23 protein-coding genes are annotated in these 25,316 nt (G+C 40.0%); 20 read left to right on the top strand and 3 right to left on the bottom strand.

What is annotated here, in order from left to right:
• Positions 1 to 10 precede the first annotated feature (10 nt).
• The 7 genes from PL11_RS01275 (at position 11) to PL11_RS01245 (ending at position 6,438) form a co-directional block, all read left to right on the top strand.
• Complete coding sequence (locus tag PL11_RS01275; RefSeq protein ID WP_052127633.1) at positions 11 to 1,213, top strand: NEAT domain-containing protein; 1,203 nt, start codon at positions 11 to 13, stop codon at positions 1,211 to 1,213.
• On the top strand, positions 1,206 to 2,093 hold the full coding sequence (locus PL11_RS01270) for an NEAT domain-containing protein (RefSeq protein ID WP_035165757.1): 888 nt from the start codon (positions 1,206 to 1,208) through the stop codon (positions 2,091 to 2,093). The genes PL11_RS01275 and PL11_RS01270 overlap by 8 nt, the downstream gene beginning before the upstream one ends.
• Before the next feature lie 9 nt (positions 2,094 to 2,102).
• The gene (isdE, locus tag PL11_RS01265) at positions 2,103 to 2,999 is read left to right on the top strand and encodes a heme ABC transporter substrate-binding protein IsdE (protein ID WP_035165755.1); all 897 of its coding nucleotides are present in this window, start codon (positions 2,103 to 2,105) and stop codon (positions 2,997 to 2,999) included.
• Position 3,000: 1 nt separating this feature from the next.
• Positions 3,001 to 3,960: a FecCD family ABC transporter permease gene (locus PL11_RS01260; RefSeq protein WP_035165753.1), complete on the top strand. Its 960-nt coding sequence runs from the start codon at positions 3,001 to 3,003 to the stop codon at positions 3,958 to 3,960.
• Entirely contained in the window at positions 3,947 to 4,708 is a 762-nt protein-coding gene (locus tag PL11_RS01255; protein ID WP_035165751.1) for an ABC transporter ATP-binding protein, read from the top strand. Before PL11_RS01260 ends, PL11_RS01255 begins: the two co-directional genes overlap by 14 nt.
• Positions 4,709 to 4,798: 90 nt before the next feature.
• On the top strand, positions 4,799 to 5,614 hold the full coding sequence (locus PL11_RS01250) for a hypothetical protein (protein ID WP_052127631.1): 816 nt from the start codon (positions 4,799 to 4,801) through the stop codon (positions 5,612 to 5,614).
• A gap of 11 nt (positions 5,615 to 5,625) precedes the next feature.
• Positions 5,626 to 6,438: a hypothetical protein gene (locus PL11_RS01245; protein WP_035165748.1), complete on the top strand. Its 813-nt coding sequence runs from the start codon at positions 5,626 to 5,628 to the stop codon at positions 6,436 to 6,438.
• 93 nt (positions 6,439 to 6,531) lie between these two features.
• Here PL11_RS01245 and PL11_RS01240 read toward each other — a convergent pair whose 3' ends face one another.
• Both PL11_RS01240 and PL11_RS01235 read right to left on the bottom strand, forming a co-directional pair.
• The gene (locus tag PL11_RS01240; protein WP_035165746.1) at positions 6,532 to 7,422 is read right to left on the bottom strand and encodes a histidine phosphatase family protein; all 891 of its coding nucleotides are present in this window, start codon (positions 7,420 to 7,422) and stop codon (positions 6,532 to 6,534) included.
• 17 nt (positions 7,423 to 7,439) lie between these two features.
• Entirely contained in the window at positions 7,440 to 9,200 is a 1,761-nt protein-coding gene (locus PL11_RS01235; protein WP_052127630.1) for a bifunctional metallophosphatase/5'-nucleotidase, read from the bottom strand.
• A 180-nt stretch (positions 9,201 to 9,380) separates the two neighbouring features.
• Here PL11_RS01235 and PL11_RS01230 point away from each other — a divergent pair, with 180 nt between their 5' ends.
• The 7 genes from PL11_RS01230 to PL11_RS01200 all read left to right on the top strand — a co-directional run bounded on the left by PL11_RS01230 (position 9,381) and on the right by PL11_RS01200 (position 16,153).
• Entirely contained in the window at positions 9,381 to 9,872 is a 492-nt protein-coding gene (locus PL11_RS01230; protein WP_035165745.1) for a GNAT family N-acetyltransferase, read from the top strand.
• A gap of 24 nt (positions 9,873 to 9,896) precedes the next feature.
• On the top strand, positions 9,897 to 10,823 hold the full coding sequence (locus tag PL11_RS01225; RefSeq protein ID WP_191982073.1) for a phosphoglycerate dehydrogenase: 927 nt from the start codon (positions 9,897 to 9,899) through the stop codon (positions 10,821 to 10,823).
• 373 nt (positions 10,824 to 11,196) lie between these two features.
• Positions 11,197 to 12,294, top strand: a complete 1,098-nt coding sequence (locus PL11_RS01220; protein WP_035165743.1) for an ABC transporter ATP-binding protein — start codon at positions 11,197 to 11,199, stop codon at positions 12,292 to 12,294.
• Positions 12,269 to 13,219: a carbohydrate ABC transporter permease gene (locus tag PL11_RS01215; protein WP_035165742.1), complete on the top strand. Its 951-nt coding sequence runs from the start codon at positions 12,269 to 12,271 to the stop codon at positions 13,217 to 13,219. Before PL11_RS01220 ends, PL11_RS01215 begins: the two co-directional genes overlap by 26 nt.
• Before the next feature lie 8 nt (positions 13,220 to 13,227).
• Positions 13,228 to 14,067: a carbohydrate ABC transporter permease gene (locus PL11_RS01210; protein ID WP_035166690.1), complete on the top strand. Its 840-nt coding sequence runs from the start codon at positions 13,228 to 13,230 to the stop codon at positions 14,065 to 14,067.
• A 14-nt stretch (positions 14,068 to 14,081) separates the two neighbouring features.
• Complete coding sequence (locus tag PL11_RS01205; protein WP_078256878.1) at positions 14,082 to 15,410, top strand: ABC transporter substrate-binding protein; 1,329 nt, start codon at positions 14,082 to 14,084, stop codon at positions 15,408 to 15,410.
• A 14-nt stretch (positions 15,411 to 15,424) separates the two neighbouring features.
• Positions 15,425 to 16,153: a glycerophosphodiester phosphodiesterase family protein gene (locus tag PL11_RS01200; protein WP_035165739.1), complete on the top strand. Its 729-nt coding sequence runs from the start codon at positions 15,425 to 15,427 to the stop codon at positions 16,151 to 16,153.
• 91 nt (positions 16,154 to 16,244) lie between these two features.
• On the opposite strand, the gene PL11_RS01195 is transcribed toward PL11_RS01200, so the two are convergent.
• Entirely contained in the window at positions 16,245 to 16,664 is a 420-nt protein-coding gene (locus tag PL11_RS01195) for a MarR family winged helix-turn-helix transcriptional regulator (RefSeq protein WP_035165737.1), read from the bottom strand.
• A gap of 95 nt (positions 16,665 to 16,759) precedes the next feature.
• On the opposite strand from PL11_RS01195, the gene alsS reads away from it, so the two are divergent.
• From alsS to PL11_RS01165, 6 genes are all read left to right on the top strand, one after another.
• The gene (alsS, locus tag PL11_RS01190; protein ID WP_035165735.1) at positions 16,760 to 18,436 is read left to right on the top strand and encodes an acetolactate synthase AlsS; all 1,677 of its coding nucleotides are present in this window, start codon (positions 16,760 to 16,762) and stop codon (positions 18,434 to 18,436) included.
• Between the two features lie 21 nt (positions 18,437 to 18,457).
• Positions 18,458 to 19,171: an acetolactate decarboxylase gene (gene budA / locus PL11_RS01185; protein ID WP_035165734.1), complete on the top strand. Its 714-nt coding sequence runs from the start codon at positions 18,458 to 18,460 to the stop codon at positions 19,169 to 19,171.
• A gap of 173 nt (positions 19,172 to 19,344) precedes the next feature.
• A complete protein-coding gene (locus tag PL11_RS01180) occupies positions 19,345 to 20,772 on the top strand; it encodes an MFS transporter (RefSeq protein ID WP_035165733.1) in 1,428 nt (475 codons plus the stop codon).
• Between the two features lie 169 nt (positions 20,773 to 20,941).
• On the top strand, positions 20,942 to 21,673 hold the full coding sequence (locus PL11_RS01175; protein WP_035165731.1) for an SDR family NAD(P)-dependent oxidoreductase: 732 nt from the start codon (positions 20,942 to 20,944) through the stop codon (positions 21,671 to 21,673).
• A 119-nt stretch (positions 21,674 to 21,792) separates the two neighbouring features.
• Positions 21,793 to 23,052, top strand: a complete 1,260-nt coding sequence (locus PL11_RS01170; protein WP_035165729.1) for a M20/M25/M40 family metallo-hydrolase — start codon at positions 21,793 to 21,795, stop codon at positions 23,050 to 23,052.
• Positions 23,053 to 23,068: 16 nt separating this feature from the next.
• On the top strand, positions 23,069 to 25,288 hold the full coding sequence (locus PL11_RS01165; RefSeq protein WP_035165727.1) for an alpha-galactosidase: 2,220 nt from the start codon (positions 23,069 to 23,071) through the stop codon (positions 25,286 to 25,288).
• Positions 25,289 to 25,316: the final 28 nt, after the last annotated feature.

Genomic DNA, 25,316 nt, shown 5'->3' with positions numbered 1-25,316 from the left:
AGGCAAAAACATGAAGACAAAAACGCTTAAAGTACTAGGAGCGATAGCTGTAACTGTGCTAACACTGGTATTTTTAATTACTGGAATCAAAGCGGATACATTATCAGATGGTGGCTATGAGGTACCGGTTTCATTAAGAAAGGCAAACAGTCCTTCGTCAGTTTCACTGGCTAATCAATACTTTTACGGTACTGCTAAAGTGAATGTTAGCAATGGTACATATGCTGTTACGGTTACCACTAATGGTTTGAACTATATTAAGGGAATGACTGCTAATGGCCAATCTGTAAAGGAATCAAACCAAGCAGGTAATAAGGGAGATTTAACTTTTAATACTGATGGTAAGTCAAATTACGTACCGGTGGCATTTAGTTTGCAGATTCCAATTATTGGATCGATGAACCAAACGGCACAGTTTTTCTTGGATTATGCCAATGCTAAGAAGGTTTCTGAACCAGCAGCACAACCAACTGCTCCTCAGACACCACAAACACCAACGACAGATACAAGTACGACATCGACAACACCGACAGTATCAGAACCAACAACCACAACTACAACTTTACCAACAGCAACTACTAAGAAAAAGACACCAGCAAAGAAGCCAACCAAGAAAACTACAGTTAAAAAGACTTCTAAAACAAAGGCAAGCACTTGGTCATATGTAATCTTGCAAGGCGATAATAGTCAAAAATCAATTGCCAACAAGTACTACACTAAGAAGGCTAAGGTCATTAAAGCTGGTAAAAAGTACAGAGTTCAACTGACAGTTAGCTACAAAAAGAGTCTTGGATTGGGATCACACGCAGTTAAACCAATTTCCGTTCTGGGCAAAAAGGTTTATGGAGTTAAGTTAGGTCAGACCAAGAAGAATTACACAATGAATTACAGTTTCTACGTTTCATCGCTTAAGCAATTGAAAAAATTAGTTAAGGCCAAAATTCATGTTAAGGTGCCAATGCTTAACATTAGCCAAACATTTAATATCAGGTTTAAGTTCAGTCATTCAAAGACTGCAAAACACGTTGCTGCAGCTGCTGCATTACCAACCAGTAACAATAATGGTGGTAGTGGTAAGTCATACTTAAGTAACGCCAAATTACCCCAAACCAGTGATAGCAGCCAATTTGAGCTGAGCGCTCTTGGCTTATTTATGGCAATGGTGACAGTTGCTGGAGGATTCAAATTTTTGGGAGGCAGGGTAAATGCATAAGACAACCAAACTAATTAAACTAGGGTTGGCATTTGTTGGGATGGCTCTGGGATTACTAGGGTTTGTAAATGCAAATGCTAAAGCAATTCAGTATAAAACTTTAAGGTATGGAACTAACCAGACATCAATTGCATCAGGATACTTTAAACATCCAGCTTCAGTTACAGTTAAAAATGGTCGGTATGTTGTTACCGTTGATATCAAAACTGCTAAGAAGTTAAGTTCTTATCCTGTTAAAGTGCTAAACGTAAATGGCGGAGCACCAAAAAACGTTCGTAAGGTCAAGGATGCTAAGGGAAACTCAAACCTTTATTTTTCTTTTTATACCAAGAACTTGAACAAAAAAATCAATGCTAAATTAGCGATTAATGTTCCCGGTGTCTATAAAGCTAAGCATATGATCACCTTTAAGTTCAATACTGCAGGATTACCTGCATTACACAAGACTACCCGAGCAAAGGTTAGTCCTGCGAGTAAACCTAAGCAGACTCGGGTAACTTCGGTTACTCCAAAGCATCACGCTCAAAAAAAGTCAAATCCTGCTAAACAGTCTAGTCAGGCTAAGCCAAAGACCACAGCTAAAAAGACCGTGGCACAGCCCAATAAGACTAAGCAACCAGCAAAAACTAGTAAAGAATTAAATAGCCCGAAGCAGTCTGACCCAAAAAAGGATTCAAAGAAGCAACCGGCAAAGACTAAAAAGCAGAACAAGAAAACTGCTAAGTCAAAGCAACCTACTTCAAAAAAGCCAGCTAAAAAAGCAAATAATAAAAAGCAGAATAAACAGAAAAACAGCACACCAATCGTTGTAAGTAGTGTTGCTGCAGTTGTTGTCGTTGCTGGTGGAGCAGGCTACTACTTCTTTAAAAAGAGAAAGTAGGTCGAATAATTGAAATCATCGCGAAAAATTGCGATTGTAGCAATTGCCGTCATCGCCTTAATTGGTGCTATTGGCGGCATATTTGCTATCAAGAGTAATCGTCAAGCAAATAGCAACAGTAAGCCCAGAATCGTAGCAACTACTTACGCAGTAGTCCAAATTGCAGATAAATTAAAACTACCATTGGTGGGGATTCCGACCACAGAGAACCAAATTCCTAGCAGGTATCAACACATTACAAAGGTTGGTAGTCCAATGAGTCCTAGTGCTGAGAAAATTGCTAACCTACACCCAACTGCGGTTTATTCTGTTGATGTCCTTAAGGATCAGTTTGGAAAGTCATTTAAAGAACAGCACATTACACCTCACTTTTTAAACTTATCGTCAGTTACAGCGTTAGAAGAAACGGTTACCCAAATGGGAAACCGGTATGATAGAAAAGCCGAGGCAACCGCCGCCATTGACGAAATTAAGGATGCAACTGCTAAAGCAAAGAAGAAAGCTGCTAAGCATAAACAACCAGTGCGGGTGCTGGTAATCATGGGGTTACCGGGTGCCTCGTACATGATTGCTACTAACAAGTCGTATGTCGGGAACTTAGTTTCTCTTGCAGGCGGTAAAAATGTGTTTAATTCAAATACTCAAGAATATATGCAACCTAATGATGAAGCCATCAAAAAAGCTAATCCACAAGTGATTTTAAGATTAGAGCACGCCATGCCTGACATGGTTACTAGGCAATTTAATTCTGAATTTAAGTCTGATCCAATGTGGAAGCAATTGAGTGCAGTTAAAAACAAACGGGTACATGACTTACAGGAACCAGACTTTGATGCTACAGCAAATATGCGGGTCGCAACCGCTTTAGACAAGGTATCGAATTGGCTGTATCCAAGTGGTGAATAATATGGATAAGAAAGAGGGTTGGAGTTATTCATTGGTATTGATGCTATTGATAATAACGATTGTGGCCTCAGTGATGGTGGGGGCTAGTTCGTTATCATTCTCACAGTTGATAGCAGCTATTAGTGGAAAATCTCCAGATACATTAAATACAATTTTGACGTTGCGGTTACCTCGAATCGTGGCGAGTTTGATTTGTGGAGGGATGCTGGCAATTGCTGGTGCTTTTAGTCAATCGGTTTTTAGAAATCAGCTGGCGGATCCAAGCATCCTAGGGATTTCAAGTGCAGGCGATTTGTTTGTCCTCCTTGGTAGTATGATCTTGCCCTCAATGTTAATAAGTAAGTGGATTTTTGCATTTATTGGCGGTGTGTTAGCACTGCTGGTATTGGTCAATAAATCCACATTAAAGAGTCCTTCAAGGTTGATAATTGTTGGAGTGGCTCTGAATTTAACGTTGATGGGATTCATTCAGTTGATTTCTGGTGGAACAACCTTCAACGCTGGCGGTTCCTTTAATGGCTTCACCTGGAACTCTACATTTATGGTGCTAATCGTTGGCGTAATTGGAATGCTCATATCGCTGTTCTTGGCACCATGGGCAAACTACCTAAAGCTATCTGATGAGCGTTTAAGAACGATTGGAATTTCAACGACCACGATGAGATTTGGATTGCTGGCACTTGTAATTTACTTAGCTGCTGGCGTGTCTGCAGTTGTTGGAACGATTCCATTTATGGGAATTTTGATTCCCAATATTGCTAGAAAAATGGTGGGCCATGATTATCAGACCTTGATTCCATTTTCGATGCTCTTAGGAGCTTGGACCTTATTACTTGCTGATACTGTTGGGAGGATAATTGTGCTACCTAGTGAACTACCGGCAGCAACGATTATGACGGTTATTGGTGGTATATTCCTAGTGGTGATGCTGCAAAGGGGGAATTTCAATGAAATTAGATGATTTAAGTTATAAGTACGTTGAAAATGAACCCTTTATTTCTGGATTGTCACAAGAAGTTCCAGAAGGCCAGATTTTGTCCATTATCGGTCCAAATGGTGCGGGAAAGTCGACGTTGTTACAATTGATGTCTGGGCAAAGACAACCTGACTCTGGGAAGGTTATTTTAGATGGTCAAAGTCTATCTGATTTATCTTTAAAGCAAAGAGCTCAAAAAATTGCTGTTGTTCAGCAACAAAATCAGGTTTACGATCGAATGACAGTTAGTGACGTTGTCAAAACAGGGCGGGCTGCCTATCACAGTTTATTGGCAACAATTCCGGATTCAGAAATCAGCGAATTTTTAAAAACAGCAGATTTAACTGACCTTGCAGATAAGCAAATCACTGAACTTTCCGGCGGACAACAACAGCGAGTTTGGATTGCGGCCGCTCTTGCTCAGGAACCTGATTATCTGATGCTTGACGAACCAACCACTTATTTAGACGTGCATTTTCAAAAGGAAATCATGGATCTAATCAAGCAGCTTCAGCGAGAAAAGCAAATCACAGTAATTATGGTTATCCATAACATCAACACCGCCTTCAAAGTTAGTGATCAAATATGGATGATGAGGGCAGGTAAGTTGGTGAAAACTGGAACCGTATCTGAGCTTGAGGATGAACGGTTATTGTCTGAACTATTTGCTTCTGAGATGAGAATCGTTGATGTTCCGGATTATGGAAAATATGTAGTTGATATTAATCGATAAGAAAGTGTAACACTTTTGATGGACAGTTTTACCCCAAACAAAACTGGAGTATTATGTGCATGAAAAGTGTTTTTCATTTTGGAGGATAATATGAAGATTAATAAAGGACTAATTAGTTTTGGACTACTGCTACTTGCCGGTGTTTCTGTAGCAACGCATGCAGATCCAGCCAGTGCAAAGGTACAGCTTGGTAGTTTCTTGACAACGCGAAGGGCCATCTCCGTTAAGAATAGTAAGCAAAAGGTGACCATTAAAATCCCTAAGGGAACAACGGTGCAAGTTGATGGTTTCAAGAATCGCAACGGAGTAAAGTACGCATACTTTAACATTGAAAAATTGAATTATAATGTCCGCAAACCGTTATTGAACAAAAATACTAGTACAATTTCGGCGTGGCAAAAATTAACAAAGGCTAACTACAAACAAATTAAAAAACCAACATATCTATACTATTACTCAGCAATCGTTCGTCATCAAAGAAGATACAATAAGATTATTCAACGTAATGGAAGCATGTGGGAAGGGCAAAGATTTCCTGCCAACTTTAGTTCCGCACATAATGCTAGAGTTCGAGTGACGAATGATGGTTATTTGGAATACTATAAAAGCTCACCATATTTATACAGGGTTTCAAGTAAGCCAACATATTCAGCTAAAATAATTAATGCGAAGCATGAAGTTGCAAGAGAATATCTAACTGTTAAGAAGGGTACAGATGCGTTGCCATTTGATAAATTGGCAAATGGTGATAGTCAGATAGTTATTTGGTGGACAGCTGCAAATACCTATACGGCACTACCAAACGAGAATAATGCTAAACAGGTAATTTCTAGTAACTTGTATCGTTTAGGAAATAGTAAATCTAATTACTGGTTTATGAAGTCTGGAACGGCTAATTTGAAATAGGGAGGGGAATTATGAAAGTTAGAAAAATTGTGGGTCTGTTAGGAATTACAGTTGGAATTATTAGTGCGTCTCAGATAGAGACTAAGGCGGCTTCAGACTGGATTTTTAATGCTCCAGATAATACTTACTTCATGACTAAAAAAACCATCCATACAACCAATGGATACTTTAAAGACACTCCGGTGACGATTCCCAAAGGGACAATTTTTCAGTATAACGGGATAAACAGGAATGGAAAGTCTGGGTTGCCATTTTTGGAAATTAACACATCAGAACTAAGCTGGCCAGTTCGCAAGACGTTGGCAAATTCAAAACATAACCAGATGTTAACTAAGGGAATATGGGCAAAGAAAAGCAATTTTAAAATTGTGAAAACACCCGCATATTTGAAATTCTATGATAATACCAGTACCAGGAAGGAAAATCCCTATATTGATGGAATGGTGACATTTTGGAAGGGGAGTAAGTTTGTTGATGGTACAACTTACGAAACAAACCAGATTAAAGTGACAACGGATGGGTATCTGGAATACACGCAACCACTTGGCACTTATGAATCAAGTGATGGTCAGCCAATTGACTATGCTAAAATTCGGCATACGGTCAACAAAAATGGTAAGGTTTATTACTATTACAACTCTAAAATTAGCGGGATTCCTGCAACCAAGTTATCAGGTAAATACAAATACCGAACTACAATTAAGAACACAAAAATCAAGCGGGTAACAATTGTCCCAGGGGCTAATCATTATATTGGGGATGACAATTACGTTGTTTCTAATATCTATTCAATCGGTGGCCAAACGTTTTACACTACCGGTTAGTGGTGAACAAATCAAAAGTCTCCACAAGCATTTCCTGATCAATAGGGAATGTTTGTGGAGACTTTTAGTTTATCCAATTGAAATATTTAATAACTATTTCATCATTTGTGCACCCTTATCAACGTAACTTAGGGATGCAATTGGACCATTCACTGATAACTTACCATTCTTGTAAACTAGCTTGGTAACGGCAGCGTTAGGGATTGATGCCCCAGTGTAGTTTGGAGCCATTGTTGAAAGGTATTCGTTAATTGACATTCCAGAACTAACAACGAGAACGTTACCGCCACCATTCTTCTGAGTAGTCTTAGCAATCTTGTTTAGTTCTTTAGTCATTCTTTGTTGGACCATACCTGAGTTTTCAGCACGATCCGCACTAGCAAGTTTAGTATTGTGTGAATTTAGTTGATCAAGTTTATAGTATGCATCTTGCAGCATGTTCCAGTAGTCTTTACCAGTAGCTTGCTGGAATTCGGTTCCGTCCTTGTAGCCATAGACACCGGCAATTTCATTGTTGTCTGCAGCGATGCTATCGCCTTCAAAACTTCCGTATCCACCTTCACGTAAGAATTTAGAAATGTTAACCTTCACCTTTGAATTTCCGGAATACTTTAAGGCATGTTCAGCTGTAACTTCTTGTCTAGTAAGGTTACCAGCATAAGCAGCTTTGAATTTTGTTCCCTTGAGACCATAACCAAGTTGATCTGCGACTTTAATTCCGTTAGTTGTTAATGGAAAATCACTCCAACCTTGAACTCTGCCCATAACGTTACCGGTGGTTTCTCCGTGCCGAGTTAAGTAAATGGTAACTGACTTTGCTTTAGTTGCCTTTTTAGAAGATTTCTTGGTTGTTTTTTTGACAACCTTTTTAGTGGTTTTCTTTGCGGCACTAGCATTAGTGTCGTTGATTGGTGTTGAAAAGGCAATGGCACCTGCCATTCCGGCGGCGCTAGCAATTGTAAGTAGTTTGACTGATAGTTTCATGATTAAATCCCCTTTGATTAGTCTGTAATTTTACGATCTAGTTGTGGTACTGGTATTGGACTGTTTTCTTGCATGTAAGCTGTTAGTAAGTCGATATCTTGACCGGCATTATCAACAATCGTTCCCTTGGTAAATGCTTTATAGGCGTCTCCACCAGTTGATAAGTAATCGTTTGTAAGCACTCTGTATTTGCCATCAGGACTGATTGGTTGGTTGTTAACTTTGACATCTGAAACGGTAGCGATTTGGGAGCCACTATTGGTTGCTTTAAAATGATAGGTTAGTCCAGATATTTGCAGGAAGTAGAGCTGGCTCTTGGTATATTGTTCATTAAGCAGTTCAACGATTTGCTTTCCTGTCATTTCTACAATTGGCTGACTGTTCCCATAAGGTTGCATATTGTAAAGCGTCCCAAGAGTGACGTCTCCATTTTCACTGGTCTCCATACCGCTGCGAATTGAATCGTTACTGGTAATTGCAATATCAGTTTTATGACCTTGTTCATTAGCAATCTTTCTTTGAGCGTCCACAACAACGTAGGCTGCTTGTGATTCCTTAGTTGCTGATAAATCATTACTGATTGATTGGCCACCTTGGACAGACCCAACTTTAGCATTAATAATTGGTGCAACTCTTTCGTTTGCATCACTAATAATATGATTAATTATTGAGTAGCTGGCATCGTGATTGAAAGTTGATGTCGGATCATCAGCTGCGGAATACACTGGCTTGACGCTTGGATTTAAACTATCAGGGACAAAGTCATCAGTATTAAAGTCAAATTTTCCAGTTAAGTCAGAATAACCTTTCCCTTGGAAACCTGCCTGCATAACGGGAATCCCTGAAACTGAAGCATTTGCATATTGATGACTATGAGCAGCAAAAAATGCATCAACACTGTTATTAGGATCAATCTGCTCAAGCTTTTTAATATCGTTGACTGCGTCTCCGGTAGTTTCACCATTTTGGGTAACAGCACCTGTGTGACCTAACACGATAATTGCGTGAACCCCCTTAGCGCGAAGAATCTTGTCATACTTTGCGATTGTTGCCCCTTCGTCTAATAAGTCATATTTTTTGGCAATTCCTGGAAGGTTAGTGTTCAGGATCCCGATAAAGCCAATCTTTCCCGTTTTATGGGTCTTAGGGTCAGTGATCTTTTCAATTGCGTATGGAGAATATCCGGCTGGAATTTGGTTAGTTTGCTTGTCAATGACGTTAGCAATAATCATTTTCATTCCGGTATTTACAAATGGATAATTCTGGATGGCACGAATCTGTTGTTGGTTCTTTAGTCCAACAGTGGATGGTGTCTTTCCGTTAACCTCGTTCAAGTATTGATCAATTCCATGATCAAATTCGTGATTACCCAATACACCAACCTTGATGTTCATAGCCTGAAGAGCAGCTAGGGTTGGACCATCATCTAATAGAGCGGAATTAGCTGGGCTAGCACCTACCATATCCCCAGCCTGAACCCGCATGGTAACTGAGTTTGGGTTGGCTAGTTTGAAATCTGCCTGTGACTGATCAAGATAGCCACCTAGGCGAGCAAGGCCGCCGGCATTAGTGACAGTCTTGCTGTCCATAACAAACTTTCCGGTGGTTTGTAATCCACCATGAATATCATTTACCCCTAGAATCTGAATTGGCATTTCAGCAGTTTGAGATTTTTCTTTCGCCGCTGAAACTCCTCCTGGTGAAAGTAAGACAGCAACAGACAGTAGACCAATTGCTACTGGAACCGTGCGGCCCAAAAAGTTAAAACATCGCAACATAAAATTCCCCCTTAGATAAATCTGTAAACGATTACATACATAGATTACCATTTACTAATGAATATAACAATGCTATCGTCACAAAAAGTATATCGTTTGACTAATCACGTTTTAAAGTGCGTTCTTAAGCGATTTGTGGTTAAATGTAGTTATAATTTATCTCAGAAAAGAGGAACGAATTTGATTGAATTTGTACCCGCAACTATTGAAGACTTACCATTTATTGTGCAAGTTTATAACCAGACCATTCCCAGCAGGATGGCAACCGGTGATGTTGAACCAGTGAGTGTTGAAGACCGAATACCGTGGTTTAAAAGTCATAATCAACAAACGCGACCACTATTAGTAATAAAGGTTGATAATCAGCAAGCAGGCTGGGTTAGCCTCAATGATTTTTATGATCGTGACTCATATCGCAAACTGGCTGAAGTCAGCATTTACATCCATCCAGACTTTCGTGGCCAACACGTTGGTTCTCAAACGTTAGACTACTTGGATCAACACGTCACAGACTATGATATTGATTCGGTTGTGTCGTTGATATTTGGCCATAATCAGCCAAGCTTAAGACTGTTCAAATCTCACGGATATGAGCAATGGGGGCTACTACCTAAAATTGCGGAGATGGACGGCAATAAATATGATTTAGTGATATTGGGAAAACATTTTTAAACTAGAAGATTGGGGATCATTCATATGAATAATCGCGTTGTGGTACCAAAAGGCATGATTGAGGCAGGCAATCAGTACTTACGAGACCATGGATATGAACCAGTAATTGTTGATAACAATGAGAATGCCATTTTAAAAGAAGCTAAAGACGCTGTTGGTGCCATATTGTTTGTCGAACCATTTACTGCCAGCACAATCGATCAAATGCCAAATTTAAAAATAATTGCTCGCCATGGTGTAGGGTATGATGCTGTGGATTATGAATACGCAGCTAAGAAGGGAATCTGGGTAACGATTACCCCGAACGCTAACGCTTCAACAGTTGCTGAAACTACCTTGGCAGAAATCTTTGATGTGTCCAAAAATATTGTGACCCACACAGAAACTATGAAAAATGGTGATGGTCCCCGCCCACTTGGATTTGATTTAGAGGGTAAGACGTTGGGCATCATGGGCTACGGTCGCATTGGCCAAATGGTTGCTAAAAAGGTTAGTGGACTTGGGATGAATGTGCTCCTTTACAGCAGGACACAAAAGGACACACCCTACGGAAACTTCGCTGACCGGGATACGATTTTGTCTGAATCTGATATTTTGACGCTGCACATGCCAGTAACTCCAGAAACAAAGTACGGGATTGGAGCTGCTGAATTTAAACAGATGAAGAGTACAGCGACTTTAATCAATCTGGGACGTGGAGCACTGGTAGATCAAGACGCACTGATTGAAGCATTAAAGACTGGTGAAATTGGTCAGGCAGCTTTAGATGTAACAGATCCTGAACCACTACCAAGAAATTCAGAACTATATAAATTGGACAATGTCTTACTGACGCCACACATTGCGTCGAGCACAGTTGAAAGTATGACTCGCATGGCTGTTGATGCTGCCAGTGAAGTTGTCAGGGTGCTTGATGGTGGAGATCCTAAGTGGCCAGTAAATAAAATTTAATATGATGTGTTGTCACAAGAGGCTGAGACAAAACTAAGCTCAACGAAAAAATGCCGTTATAATTTCACTTTTTGAAATTATAACGGCATTTTTTCTTCTATTCAGATAGTTGCTACACGCAGTAACCATCAGGACTGAGAGCCATTACTCATGACTCTCAGTTACTGTTGGTCTTGCGGGGGTGGGACGACGAAAGCATCTTCGTATGCTTTCTGTCTCAATCCCTTTTGTTTCCGTAGAACCATTATCAAATAGCCAGCAACCAACATTTACATAAAATATACATTGGATTTACTTAATATACACATTAGTTTATTAAGATGAACTTGTAGTTGAAATTGACTAACACTTTTAGGGAGTAGGTGGAGTAGTAATGCCAATTAGCTTAAAGAATGTCGGTAAAGTTTATGACCAGACTTCAGTTCTAGAAGATGTGAATGTTGAGATTAAGGATGGAGAATTTTTTGTGATTGTTGGCCCTTCAGGTTGTGGTAAGAGTACGTTACTCAGAATGATTGCCGGACTGATCCCAATGTCGACGGGAGATTTATTAATTGATAATGAGGTTGCAAACGATTTACCACCAAAGGAACGTAATCTGTCGATGGTGTTTCAAAGCTATGCTCTGTTTCCATTTATGAGCGTTCGTGACAACGTAGCTTTTGGACTAAAAGCTAGAAGAATGGCAACCGATGAAATTAACAAACGAGTAACTCAAGCGATTGATACGGTTGGGCTAACTGATTTGGGCGGTCGAAAACCATCCGAACTTTCAGGTGGTCAACGTCAGCGGGTTGCGTTAGCTAGGGCGATTGCTTCAGATGCTAAGGTTTGCCTTATGGATGAGCCACTATCAAATCTTGATGCCCAACTAAGGGCAAAGATGCGTTTAGAACTTCGCGAGCTTCAAAGACAACTTGGAATTACCGTGATATATGTCACTCATGATCAAGTAGAAGCAATGACAATGGCTGATCGAGTAATGGTTTTAAATGACCATCGGGTTCAACAAATTGACGTTCCAATTTCAATATATAATCATCCGAACAATGAGTTTGTTGCTAAGTTTTTTGGCACCCCACAAATTAATTTATTTAACGCAACTGCGAACCACGACAACTTACAAGTAACGGATGACCTAGTATTCTCATCAAGAAGACTCTTAAATGACGGAGAATCTTATCGTGTTGGGATTCGTCCTGGTGACCTGCAGGTAAAGGTTGATTCTCGTGGTGCAAATGCCAGAGTGATTTCTGTCTCGTACCTTGGTGATAAGGTAGTTGCGACTGCAAGGTTAAAAAATGATCAAGAAATCAGATTAGTGTTAGACAATCAGGTGACTTTAAATGCCGATGATTTGATTAGAATCACAGGGGCTAAAACAATGTATGTCTTTGATGAACAAAGTAACCAGCTGATTTTCCAAGAAGAGGAGGTCATTTCCGATGGAGCAACAATCGGTACCATCTAAAGTAACGGAACAAGGGACAAGAAAAACAGTTATCAAGCCAACGACGGCAGATCAAAACTGGGCGAGAGAGCATCTTAATGCGCTGATATTTTTAGGACCGTCGTTACTAGTATTAGGAGTGTTTGTTTTTTACCCGATGATCAAGACGTTGTACTTAAGTCTATTTCTAACCAATGACGCGGGCAAAGCGACCGTTTTTGTCGGCTTCTCAAATTATTTATCGTTGTTTAAAAATCCTGGCTATCTTTCAAGCTTAGTAAGCACATTAATTTACGTTGCGTTGGTTTGTGTTGCCACAGTTGCAATTGGATTACTATTAGCGGTTGCTGCCGACCAAAATCTAAAGGGAATTCGCTGGTTTAGAACGCTGTTCTCCTCAACTATGGGAGTTTCGGTTTCTGTTGCTGCAATCTTCTGGTTGTTTGTTTTTAACCCTTCAGTTGGGGTGCTGACGCAATTATCCAATTGGCTTCACCTACCAGTTTTAAATTGGCTAACAGATCCTAAATTAGCAATGGTCGCAATTGTTACCACTACGGTATGGATGAACTTAGGGTTCACATTCTTAATTATCTTTGGGGCACTACAACAGGTTCCTAGAAACTTATACGAAGCGGCGGATGTGGCTGGGGTTTCCAAAATTTCTCAAGTATTTAAAATTACAGTTCCGATGATTTCTCCAACTTTGTTCTTCGTGATGATTGTTACTATGATTGATGCATTCAAGAGCTTTGGCTTGATTGACCTGATGACGGCGGGGGGACCCAATAACGCTACTAACTTCCTTGTTTACCGAATTTACCAGGATGCATTTTTAAATGGTAACTACGGACAAGCAAGTACCGAATCAATTATTCTGACAGTAATTATTGCAATTATGACTTTGATTCAATTTAAAGTTTTGGAAAGACGGGTGAATTACTAATGGATTTGATGGGACCAATTCCGACCAGGAGTCGGATCAATGCATATGTAAAAATTTCAAAGTATGTCTTGTTGATTTTCCTGATGTTCCTAGTAATTAGTCCGTTTGTTTTAGGACTTTGGACAAGCTTTTTACCAACTGATGAGATTGCTAAGGGAACGATTTTTAGTAGCCACCTAACATTTCAAAATTATGTTGATGCAATTACCACGACGCCAATCTTGCGTTATCTGTTCAATAGTTTAGTCATTTCAGTGGGAACGATGCTGGCTCAATTACGATTCTGCTCGATGTCAGCTTATGCTTTTGTTTTCTTAAACTTTAAGGGTAGAAATGCAATCTTTTACTTGTTTTTGGCCACAATGATGCTGCCATTTGAAGCTCAAGTGATTCCTAACTTTACAACGGTTAAAAATTTGGGCCTGTTGGATCACTATGCTGTCATGATTATTCCGTTTTTTACTACTGCTTTTGGAACGTTCATGCTCCGTCAATCATTTATGCAGATGCCTAAAGAGCTAAAGGAAGCTAGCGATATTGAAGGACTTTCCCACTTACAGTATTACTGGCATGTAGTGCTACCGTATTCAAAAATTAGTTTATTTACGCTAGCTGCTTACAGTTTTCTTGGAAGCTGGAACCAGTATTTATGGCCAATGCTGACGACCTTTTCTGACAAATTCAGACCTGTTCAAGATGGACTTCGCCAGTTGCAATCGCAAGAAACGTTTAACAATTGGGGAATGATTCAAGCTAGTGCAGCCATCGTCGTGATTCCAACCCTAATCGTGTTATTTATTGGGCAACATTACTTTAAGGCCGGCCTTAATGAGGGATCAGTTAAGTAAAGGAGATTTTAAAATTGAAATTAAAAGCCTTAGGAGCACTTGGAGCCATCCTTCTGTTGGCATTGGGCGTTAGTGGATGTGTAAAGTCCAAAGCCGCAGACAAAACAAAAATTGTGTTTTGGAATGAAATGACGGGTCCAGGACAAGTTCAATTGACAAAGTTTGCAAATGAATTCAACGCATCGCAGTCCAAGTACAAGGTTGTGCCTGAGTTTGAGGGTAGTTATAACGAAGTCGTTCAAAAAATTAATCATACCCACGGATCAAACGCATCACCAGCACTATTCCAATCATTTGAAATTTCAACTACCCAATTGGCAAATTCAAAGATGACAACTCCTGTTCAAAAATTTATTGACCGTGATCACTACGACATGAGCAAGATTATGCCCGTTGCTAAAAAGTTCTATTCAAAGAATGGGGTTCAAGTTTCAATGCCCTTTAACACTTCTCAACCAGTTCTTTATTACAATCAATCGATGCTGAAAAGATTGGGAATTAAGAACCCGCCTAAGTCACCGAGTTATAGCGACATTACAAAATTAGCTACGGAAATTACCCAGAAGTCAAAGGGGAAAATCAAGGGAATGACGGTTGAAGAGTACGCTTGGCTCCTTGAAGAATTTATGGCGAACCAGAAGGAACGTTTAGCCAATAATCAAAATGGTCGGGAAAAGACACCTACAAAGATCAAGCTGGACACGCCTGCTGCCAAGCATGCAATGGAGTGGGTCAGAGAAAATATTAAAAAGAAGAACTTTATTAATTTTGGATCCGGTAGTAGTGCTGAAGCTAACGAAATTGCGGCATTTTTGTCTGGAAAATTGGGTGTATTTATTCAATCGTCTGCGTACATTGGCCAATTGACAACGGGGATGAAGGACAAGTTAGGAATCACTGAATATCCACACGCGGATGGGACTAAGTCAAACGGGGTAGCCATTGGTGGAGCCTCGATGTGGATTTCAAATGATAAGCCTAAGAATGTTCAAGAAGGAGCTTGGCAATTCATTAAGTTCTTGATGAAACCTGAAAATCAAGCCAAGTGGCAACAACAAACGGGGTATTTAGCCCTAAACAAGGATTCGCAAAAAACAAAAATTTTGAAGGATTTGTACAAGAAAGTACCTGCAGCTAAGGTTCCTGGTGAACAGTTGGCGCACACCAAGCCAAACTCAGCCAATTCAGGAATTTTATTGGAAGGTTTAATTCAAGAACGAGTGCTCACTCAAACAGCAATGCAGCAAATATATAACGGTAGTAATATCGATAAGTCATTGAAGACTGCTCAAGATGGCATGAACGAATACATCAAAAATAACAATCGGGCAAACGGATACTAATTGGAGGCTTTATCATGAATAATAAAACACTGATTTTTGGTCATCGTGGTTTTCCAGCAAGATTCCCAGAAAATTCGCTAGCAGGGTTTGAGTATGCAATTGATCATGGAATTGATGGGTTGGAATTTGATGTCCACCTTACAAAAGATGGTGTTCCTGTGGTGATTCACGATGAAAAAATCAATCGAACAACTAACGGCAAAGGGCGAGTGTTTGATTATGATTTTCAAGACCTACGCAAATTTAAACTAGCTAATGGGGAACCGATTCCAAGCCTGAGTGAATTTTTATCCTTGGTTCAGAATTTTGATGGGTTACTAAATCTAGAGTTTAAAACGAATAAAATTCATTACCCGAATATTGAGCCCAAGGTGTTGGCAATGGTTAGGGCAGCCAACTTAAAGCGTGACGTGATCTACTCGTCCTTTAATATTGATAGTTTACGAATTGCTCGCCAAATTGCTGCAGCAGGTAACTATTGCTTCTTATCAGATCATAGGATTCAAAATCCAGGTGAGTTTGTAATTACTGAAGGACTTAGTGGCCTACATTTACATCACTATCAGCCGGTGTCTGGTGTGAAGGAGAGAATTTGGACGGTCGATGATGGACGCAAAATGGCCACACTATTTTCCAAAGGCGTTGCAGGACTAATAACGGATGACTTTGAAAAAGCACAACAGGTCAGACATTTTGTTCAAACTGGCGATTTGCATAAATCGTCAACAATGACTGCCGGTTAGTATGGAAGTGAATCCTAGATGTGAGTAAAAAATAAGCTACGATGAAAACACCCATCGTAGCTTATTTTTCAGTTTTGAAACTTTTAATTACCTAATTTCCAACAATTTTACCAACTACTTGGTCAATCGCTGAAAACAGTGGACTATCGACTGTAATTCCCGACTCCTTTAGCCGATTTTCCCACCAGTTGCTGCGTACCTTTTGAACTGTGGGAATCAATTTTTCCCCGGAATCAGTGGTTTGCAAAGTTAATGCTTTTCCATGGCCAGCAGCACGGGTCAGCAAGCCAATCTGTTCCATCTTTTTAACTTCCCGAGTTGCTAACCCACGATCAATTACCAATTCTTTTGAAACCTGATTTTGGTTGATTCCAGGTTTGTCATGGACTGTTAGTAAAATACAGACAGCAGTCGGATTTAATTGATATTCACTGAAAATTTTGCCAGTATCTTTGTAGTACTGACGGTGCAGGATTGAGATATCCTGCGCTAAATAGCCAAGGTCTTTCATAAATAATCCTTTCAAATTCGTGTTGACAATTCAACACAGTGAGTATATCTTAAATGTGTTGACAATTCAACACACAAAAAATCGAGGTGCTTGTAATGAGTGATAAAATGACTGGTTCAAAATCTTTAATTCAAAGTATGATCAACCAAGGAATTAAGTATGTGTTTGGGGTTCCTGGTGCTAAAGTTGACCAATTGTTTGAGGATTTAAAGTACAATGATGATCCTAAAGCTCCGCAATTAATAGTAACACGCCACGAGCAAAATGCTGCCTTCATGGCACAAGGAATTGGTAGGTTAACAGGCAAACCAGGAGTAGCCGCAACGACCTCTGGTCCTGGGGTTTCTAACTTGATTACCGGACTATTGACCGCTACCTCTGAGGCTGATCCGGTGATTGCAATCGGAGGCCAAGTGCCTCGTGATGACGTTGCCCGTTTAACTCATCAAAGTATTCCAAGTCAGGCGATTATGAGTTCTGTTACTAAGACAAGTGTGGAAATTCAGGATTCAAATAACGTTTCGGAAGCCTTTACCAACGCTTATCAAGCAGCTGTAGCTCCTAAAGCTGGAGCCACATTTGTATCGATTCCTGGAGATGTGTTAGGTGGAGAATCTGACAGACCAGTTATTGAAAAGGTTCAAGAACCAGTTAAGAGCACCGCAGACCAAGCTAGTGTTGAAAAAATCGTTGCTAAAATTAAGGCAGCTAAGATGCCAGTTATTCTTGCAGGGATGAGAGCTTCAAGACCTGAAAATGCTGACGCAATCAAAAAGTTTTTAAGTAATTTAGCTGTTCCAGTTGTTGAAACCTTTCAAGGTGCTGGAATCATTTCTAAAGAATTAGAGGGTAATTACTTTGGTCGAGTTGGTTTGTTTAGAAACCAAATTGGTGATGCAATTTTAAGAGAAAGTGATCTCGTAATTACCGTTGGTTATGATCCAGTTGAGTATGAAGCTAGATTCTGGAATGCTGACCATAAATCAGAGATTGTTAGTATCGACGAAATTGCCCCTGAAATCTCATTTGATTATCAACCCGAAATGACAATTCAAGCAGACATTGCTAAGACATTTGATCAACTAGCTGAACAAGTTGCAGGTACTGAACCGTTGGCAAGCAATGTTGAAAAGAAATTGGATGATTTAAGATCTAGATTTGATGAAGGAACCATCGAAACTTCACCAGCTAAAGATGGGTTTGTTCACCCACTTGAAGTGGTTGACGCCCTTCAATCAGAAACAACTGAAGACACAATCGTTACTGTTGATGTTGGTAGTTTTTATATCTGGATGGCTCGTTACTTTAGAAGTTACAAGCCTCGCCACTTGTTATTTAGTAACGGGATGCAAACTCTTGGGGTATCACTACCTTGGGCAATCTCAGCAGCACTTGAATTCCCAGAAAAGCCAGTTGTTTCAGTGTCTGGCGATGGTGGTTTCTTGTTCTCAGGAGCTGAGTTAGAAACTGCGGTTAGATTAAACTTGAATATTGTCCAAGTAATCTTTAACGATGGGTACTACGATATGGTTAAGTTCCAAGAAGTTGCCAAATATGGTAAGGATGCTGGAGTTACTCTAGGTAAAGTAGATTTTGCCCAGTATGCTGAGAGTTTTGGTGCTCATGGCCACACAGCAACTACCAAGGAAGAACTTATTTCAGCCTTAAAGGCAGCCAAATCAGAAGATGGTCCTTCAGTAATTGATGTTCCGGTTGATTACAGTGATAACATTAAGTTGAAGTCAACTTTATTAGATGACATTTTAAATTAATTTGTTGAAGGGATGATATCAATGAGTAAAACCAGTACGTTATATCAACACGGGACGCTGGCATTGTTAGTCCCAGGATTATTGAAGGGAACTACCACAATGGCTGATTTCCTAAAACATGGTGATACTGGAATCGGGACCGGTGAAGGACTGGATGGCGAACTCGTTATTTTGGATGGCAAGCCATATCAAGTCAACTCTAAGGGTGAGGTAAACATCGTTAATGGTGATTTTACCATGCCGTTTGCTAATGCAAACTGGGCGGATTATCAACCGCTAGCAACTGTCGAAAACGTAAAAATGGCCGATTTAAGTAAACAAATTCTTGAACTATCACGCAGTGCCAATACGTTTTTCTCTGTTAAAGTTCAGGGAACGTTCACGGACGTTACAACTCGAGCCGTTGCCAAATCTGATGTGCCATATAAAACATTGTCCGAAACTGCTAAGCAGCAAAGCGTCTTCAAGCGTGACACAGTTGAAGGAACGTTGCTGGGTTACTACTCACCAGAGTTGTTTAATGGTGCAGCAGTCGGTGGGTTCCACTATCACTTTATGAGTGACGCCCATGACTTTGGTGGGCACGTTTTGGGATTTGCGGTTGATCAAGCTGAGGTTACTATTCAACAGTTTGATACCTTAGAACAACACCTACCCGTAAGCGATAATGACTATATGCAACATGACTTTGCAGATGATGAAATTGACAAGAGTATTGAAGAGTCAGAAAAGTAGTTGCAGATAAACAAAATAAATGAATAGCCGTAAAGCATTCAAACGTTAATTTGAATGGTTTACGGTTTTTTTGTGCGGTAAGCCAAGCCACTAACTTTTTACAAGCATAATTCGATGAATTCTCTGCCATTTATGTTATAAATAATGAGAAACCAAAGGGGGAGGCCAGAAAAATGGAAAAGAAAAACTTAGCAATTATCGGGGTTCTTGGTTCATTTGCATTTTTATCGAGTTTATCTGGATCAAGTACCAACTTGGCATTGCCTAAAATTGCGTTGTCACTTGGAATTTCAAGTGGTTTAGCAACTTGGGTAGTTCAGTCTGGACTGATTACTACTGCCATTTTACTGGTAATGTTTGGCCATTTAGGGGACGAAATTTCAAAGAGTTACATATTTTTAAATGGAGGAATTGCATTCCTGATTGGCTCGGCGATTACTGGGTTTGCACCAACTTTTTGGGTGATTATTGTTGGAAGAATTATTCAGGCGATTGGCTCTGCAATGATCATGGCTAATTCGATGGGAATTGTTACCGATTATTTTCCTGATAAACGTCGTGCAGAGGCCCTATCGTATATTTCGATGTTTATTTCCGCAGGTGCAATTTCTGGGCCGGCGGTTGGTGGATTAATTATGTCTATCGGAAGTTGGCGCTGGATTTTCTGGCTAAACATTCCTATCTCTTTGATTGTGCTGTATTTTGGTCGTAAGGTTCTCCAAATTCCCAAGGAAAGCATCAATTCAGTTGGTTCCACTATGAAGGGGGCAAACTGGAAGGGACAGTCACTATTCACAGTGGGAATGCTGATTTTCTTCCTGAGTGGCCCATTTTTCCAAGGTGGTAAGGATATTTTGATGGGATTTGCCTTCCTAATTGTTGGTGGGGGAATCACTGCGTACTCATTTATCCAAGATGACCATGCCAAAAGTCCTTGGATTTCGCCGAAGGTACTTCATAACAAGCCATTCATGATATCAATTACTGCACTATTTTTGACGATGATGGTTAACGCAGTTTCAAACATTATGTTGCCATTTTACTTACAAAGTTATGGACTAATGACTCCACTGCAAAGTGGGCTGCTAGTAATGCTACAGTCAGTAACCATGTTGATTGTTAGCCCGCTATCAGGAATTTTGGCTGATCGAGTTAACCGACAACTACTGACTGTGGTCGGTTTGGTGGTTTTAATGGTTTCTCAGGTGGGTTACGCAATTTATCCAGCAACAATGCAGTTACCACTAATTATCTGGCCAATCGTGCTAAATGGTGTTGGAATGGCACTGTTCCTGTCACCAAATAATGCGTTAACGATGGGACTTGTCGATCGTAGCTTAGCAGGGATTGCTGGATCAGTTAATTCGTTTGCCAGAACGTTGGGGATGACGATTGGAATTAGCTTCTCTTCGTCACTTCTATTTGTTCAAATTCCAGGAGTCGTGCGAATAACTCCACAACTCGGTAGCAACTTTATGAGTGCTTTTATGAATGTGTTTGGAATTGCAACTGTGGTTTCAGGATTGACGTTAATTATGGTGCTTATTCGTTATTTGCAAAATCGAAAAGTCAGCAAGAAAACCGCAAGCGTTAGTAAATAATTCTTAGTTTAGTTAATGGGGCTGCAATGATTTCATCATTGTAGCCTTTTTTGTGTCTTAATCTACGTAACCAATCGGGAATCAATCACAATAAGTACATTTTTATTTATATTCGATGTGAATTAAGCTACACTTTAATTGTAATCGGATTCAAAAAGGAGGAATTTATATGGGTAAACTTGATGGTAAAGTTGCAATAATTACCGGAGCCTCACAAGGAATGGGTGCAAGTCATGCTAAGTTGTTCGTTGATGAGGGCGCCAAAGTTGTGATTACAGACATTAACGAAGAGAAGGGAAACCAAGTTGCCAGCGAACTTGGCGACAACGTTATTTTTGTTAAGCAAGACGTTTCTAACGAGGATGATTGGCGAAACGTTGTCAATGAAGCAGTTGATAAGTTTGGTCAACTCGACATCCTGGTAAATAATGCTGGGATTACCTTCTCCAAGTCAATTTTTGATTTAACTACTGACGACTACATGAAGATTTTTAAAATCAATCAGTTGAGTGTGTTCTATGGCATGAAGTATGCTGCCGAAAAGATGAAGGATCATGGTGGTAGCATCGTCAATATTTCCTCAATGAATGGACTGGTTGCAGGTGCTTTAGGCTATACAGACACAAAGTTTGCGGTAAGAGGAATGACTAAAGCAGCAGCAATTGAACTTGCAAATTATGGAATTAGGGTCAACTCTGTTCATCCTGGGGTGATTTCAACACCAATGATTCACCAGTCAGACAATGAAGACTTGATCAAGGAATTCGCCAAGGCAATTCCGTTAAAACGAGTTGCAGAACCAGAAGAAGTTTCTAAGATGGTCTTATTCTTGGCTTCGGATGATTCAAGTTACTCGACTGGATCGGAATTCGTTATCGATGGTGGGATGACTGCCCAATAATTTAAATAATTTTAACGGAGTGGTTGTGAGTATTTTGGCTCAGGCCACCCCGTTATTTTTCAATGTTTTCTTCGTTTCGGTTACAATGGTGGTAATTATTAACCAGTGGGAGCAAACAAGTGAAAGATACCGAAAAAGTACAAATACTAAAAGACTTAATTAATATTCCCTCAGTTAACGGTAATGAAGAAGCTGTTAGTGACTACTTAGTTCAGTTATTTGGATTGCATGGAATCAAGGCCAAAAAGATTCAACAATTTCCTGGTAGAACGGACTTAGTTGCTGAGATTGGGGATGGTGGTCACCCAATAATTGGTTTGAGTGGGCATCAAGATACTGTTAAAACGGACTCAATAAAATGGGCGGATGATCCATTCATTGCTGTAGAAAAAGACGGTCTAATCTATGGGTTAGGTGCTAGCGACATGAAGTCAGGACTGGCGGAATTTGTAATTATGATGATTGAACTAAAAGATATGAATGCCGTCACCCACGGAACCCTCAGGTTTATGGCAACGATTTCCGAGGAGTTAACTGAGCAAGGAGCAAAGCATCTCACGGAGTTAGGATATGCTGACGATCTAGATGCATTGATAATCAGTGAGCCAACTGGAGTTCCATTGGAAAACATCCGTGAATATTTCCAAGGCGGAGCATTTATTGATCCCCACGAATACTTTAAATTGCAGACTGCCCTTGAGACTAGTAAGCAGCAAGATGGCGAACAACATTTTATCGTTGGTGCCCATAAAGGCTGGATGACTTATAAAGTTGAAGCAAGGGGAAAGTCTGTTCACAGTTCTATGCCAAGTCTAGGGGTTAACGCTGTTGATAGTCTGGTTCAGTATTACCTTGCTGAAAAGGAATTTTATTCTAAACTAGAATATCAAAATTCGCTTTTGGGGAAAACAGTATATGCTCCGGACGTTTTCCATGGTGGGGAACAGGTCAATTCAGTTCCGGACTATGCATATGAGCAGGTTAAAGTGCGGACAATCCCAGAATTTCCCAATAATCAATTGATTGAGGCTTTACAGTTAATTATTACTGAACTTAACGAGACGCCGACAATCGACTTAAAACTTACAGTTGAGTATAGCGAAGATCCCGTGATTAACTTTGGTAGAAGCGAGTTAACCCATTTATTGCAAGAAAATGCTAGCCAGTTTTTAAAGCAACCTTTGCCGTTACCGACAATTGGGGTTTCGTTAGGCACGGATGCGTCTGAATTTGTTAGAGGTAATCCAGAAATGGAAGTGGTAATTCTTGGACCGGGTAACACATCCGCACATCAAGTTAACGAGTACGTTGATGTTCAAGTTTATTTAAAAATGATCGATTTGTTTAAGACTTCGGTGATTAGCTATTTACAAAAATAAATATAGAAGGTGTCCCATGACAATTGAATATAATGATGCTTCAAAAACATTTCATCTACAAACAAAACACACGAGTTATGTATTCCATGTACTTGAAAACGGAGAGCTAGGTCAGATCTATTACGGAACAAAAATTCATGCCAAAGATAATTACTCAAACCTAACGACCCGGGAATTGAAAGATGCTACAGTGGCGTGGAAAATTGACAAACCAGACTTTCAGCCGGATATTCTTAAATTTGAATATTCAGCTTTAGGTAGTGGTGATTTTAGATTTCCAGCGTTTCAACTAACATTTAATAATGGCAGCCGGATTTCAGAATTTAAGTATGCTAGTTATGAAATCAAGTCAGGAAAACGGCGGTTAGATGGATTACCAGCTACATTTGGTTCCGCTGATGACGGTAGTCAGACTCTGATTATTACTCTCAGAGACGAGACTGTGGGTGTGGATTTACAGCTTAGCTACTCGGTTTTTCCTGATCAAGATGTGATTGTTCGCAGTTCTAAATTTATAAATCATGGTACTGAAAGGGTGGTAATTGACCACGCATTCAGTAGTGAGTTAGATTTGCCTGATAGCAATTATGATCTGATTGAGTTTCCGGGAGCCTGGGCTCGTGAGAGACACTTTACCCGTTCAAAACTAAAACCTGGATATCAGGGAGCTGGAAGTCTCCGCACGGCATCCAGCCACCAAGCAAACCCATTTATGATGCTTGCTCGGCCAGATACAGGTGAGAATTCTGGTGAAGTGTTTGGATTCAATTTAGTATATTCTGGGAATTTCTTGGATCAGGTTGAGGTTGATCAATTTGATGGTTCTCGTGTGCTTATTGGCATCAATCCAAACGAATTTTCATGGAATTTAGAGCCGGGAGATACATTCCAGACTCCGGAAGCTGTCCAGACATTTTCTAACCAAGGGATGAATGCGTTAAGTCAACAATTGGCTGACTTTTATCAACAGCATCTGGTTAATCAAATATATGCTCATTCAACCCGCCCGATTTTAGTAAATAACTGGGAAGCAACTTACTTCAACTTTAATGAAAATAAGTTGATGGAGATTGTTAAAACTGCCAAGTCGGTTGGAATAGAAATGTTTGTGTTAGATGATGGTTGGTTTGGTGAACGCAATGACGATACGACTTCTTTAGGCGATTGGTTTGTTGATAAAAGCAAATTTCCAAATGGAATTGGTCACTTCGCTAATCAAGTTCATGAACTCGGGATGAAACTGGGTGTGTGGTTTGAACCAGAAATGATTTCCAAACAATCTCAGTTGTACGGTGAACATCCTGACTGGATGATTCAAACGCCAGGCCGTCATCAAACGCCTGGTAGAAATCAATTTGTACTTGATATGTCGCGTCCGGAAGTGGTTGATTATTTAGTTGACTCGATTAGTAAAATTATTGATGAAACGCAACTTGATTACATTAAATGGGATATGAATCGCTACATCACTGAAATGTATGGACAAAAGCTGGCAGCCAACCAACAATTGGAGATGGGACATCGATATATTCTTGGTGTTTATGACCTCTATGAACGGTTAACTAAGGCACACCCTGAAGTGCTATTTGAATCTTGTGCTTCGGGTGGAGGTAGGTTTGATCTAGGGATGATGTATTATGCTCCGCAAGCTTGGACAAGCGATGATACGGATGCCGTTGAAAGAATGAAAATTCAACACGGAACATCGTATGGGTATTCTCAATCAATGATGGGTGCCCATGTATCAGCTGTTCCTAACGACCAAACGGGACGCTATACTGAGTTGAACACTAGGGCAAGAGTTGCCTACTTTGGTGATTTTGGTTATGAGTTAGATTTGACCAAAATGACTGACTCTGAGCTAGCAGAGGTTAGGAAACAGGTCGAATTTTATAAGAAGTATCGTGAAGTCTTCCAGTTTGGTAAATTTTACCGTTTGGAAAGCCCCTTTAATGGTAACGTTACTAGCTGGCAAGTGGTCAGCCCTGACAGAGATTTGGCAATTGTTGGCCGTTTCCAATTATTAAATATTCCCAATTCACCATACTTGAGAATCAAATTTAAAGGGCTAGATCCGGATAAACAATACCGGGTCAACGATTCAGAGGAAATTTTTTATGGGGATGAATTGATGAACGCTGGTTACTTTGTCCCTGAGATTTTAACTAATTCAAAGAAGCAAGGACTAAGGACAGCAGACTTTAGTTCCCAGCTATTTATTATCAAAGCTGTATAGAAAAAAAGGATTCCAGAGGGCAGTTACC

This window comes from Lentilactobacillus curieae (assembly GCF_000785105.2).
GTDB lineage: Bacteria > Bacillota > Bacilli > Lactobacillales > Lactobacillaceae > Lentilactobacillus > Lentilactobacillus curieae.
The sequence above is the reverse complement of the archived record's forward strand: the minus strand, read 5'-3'. Positions and strand labels throughout refer to the sequence as shown.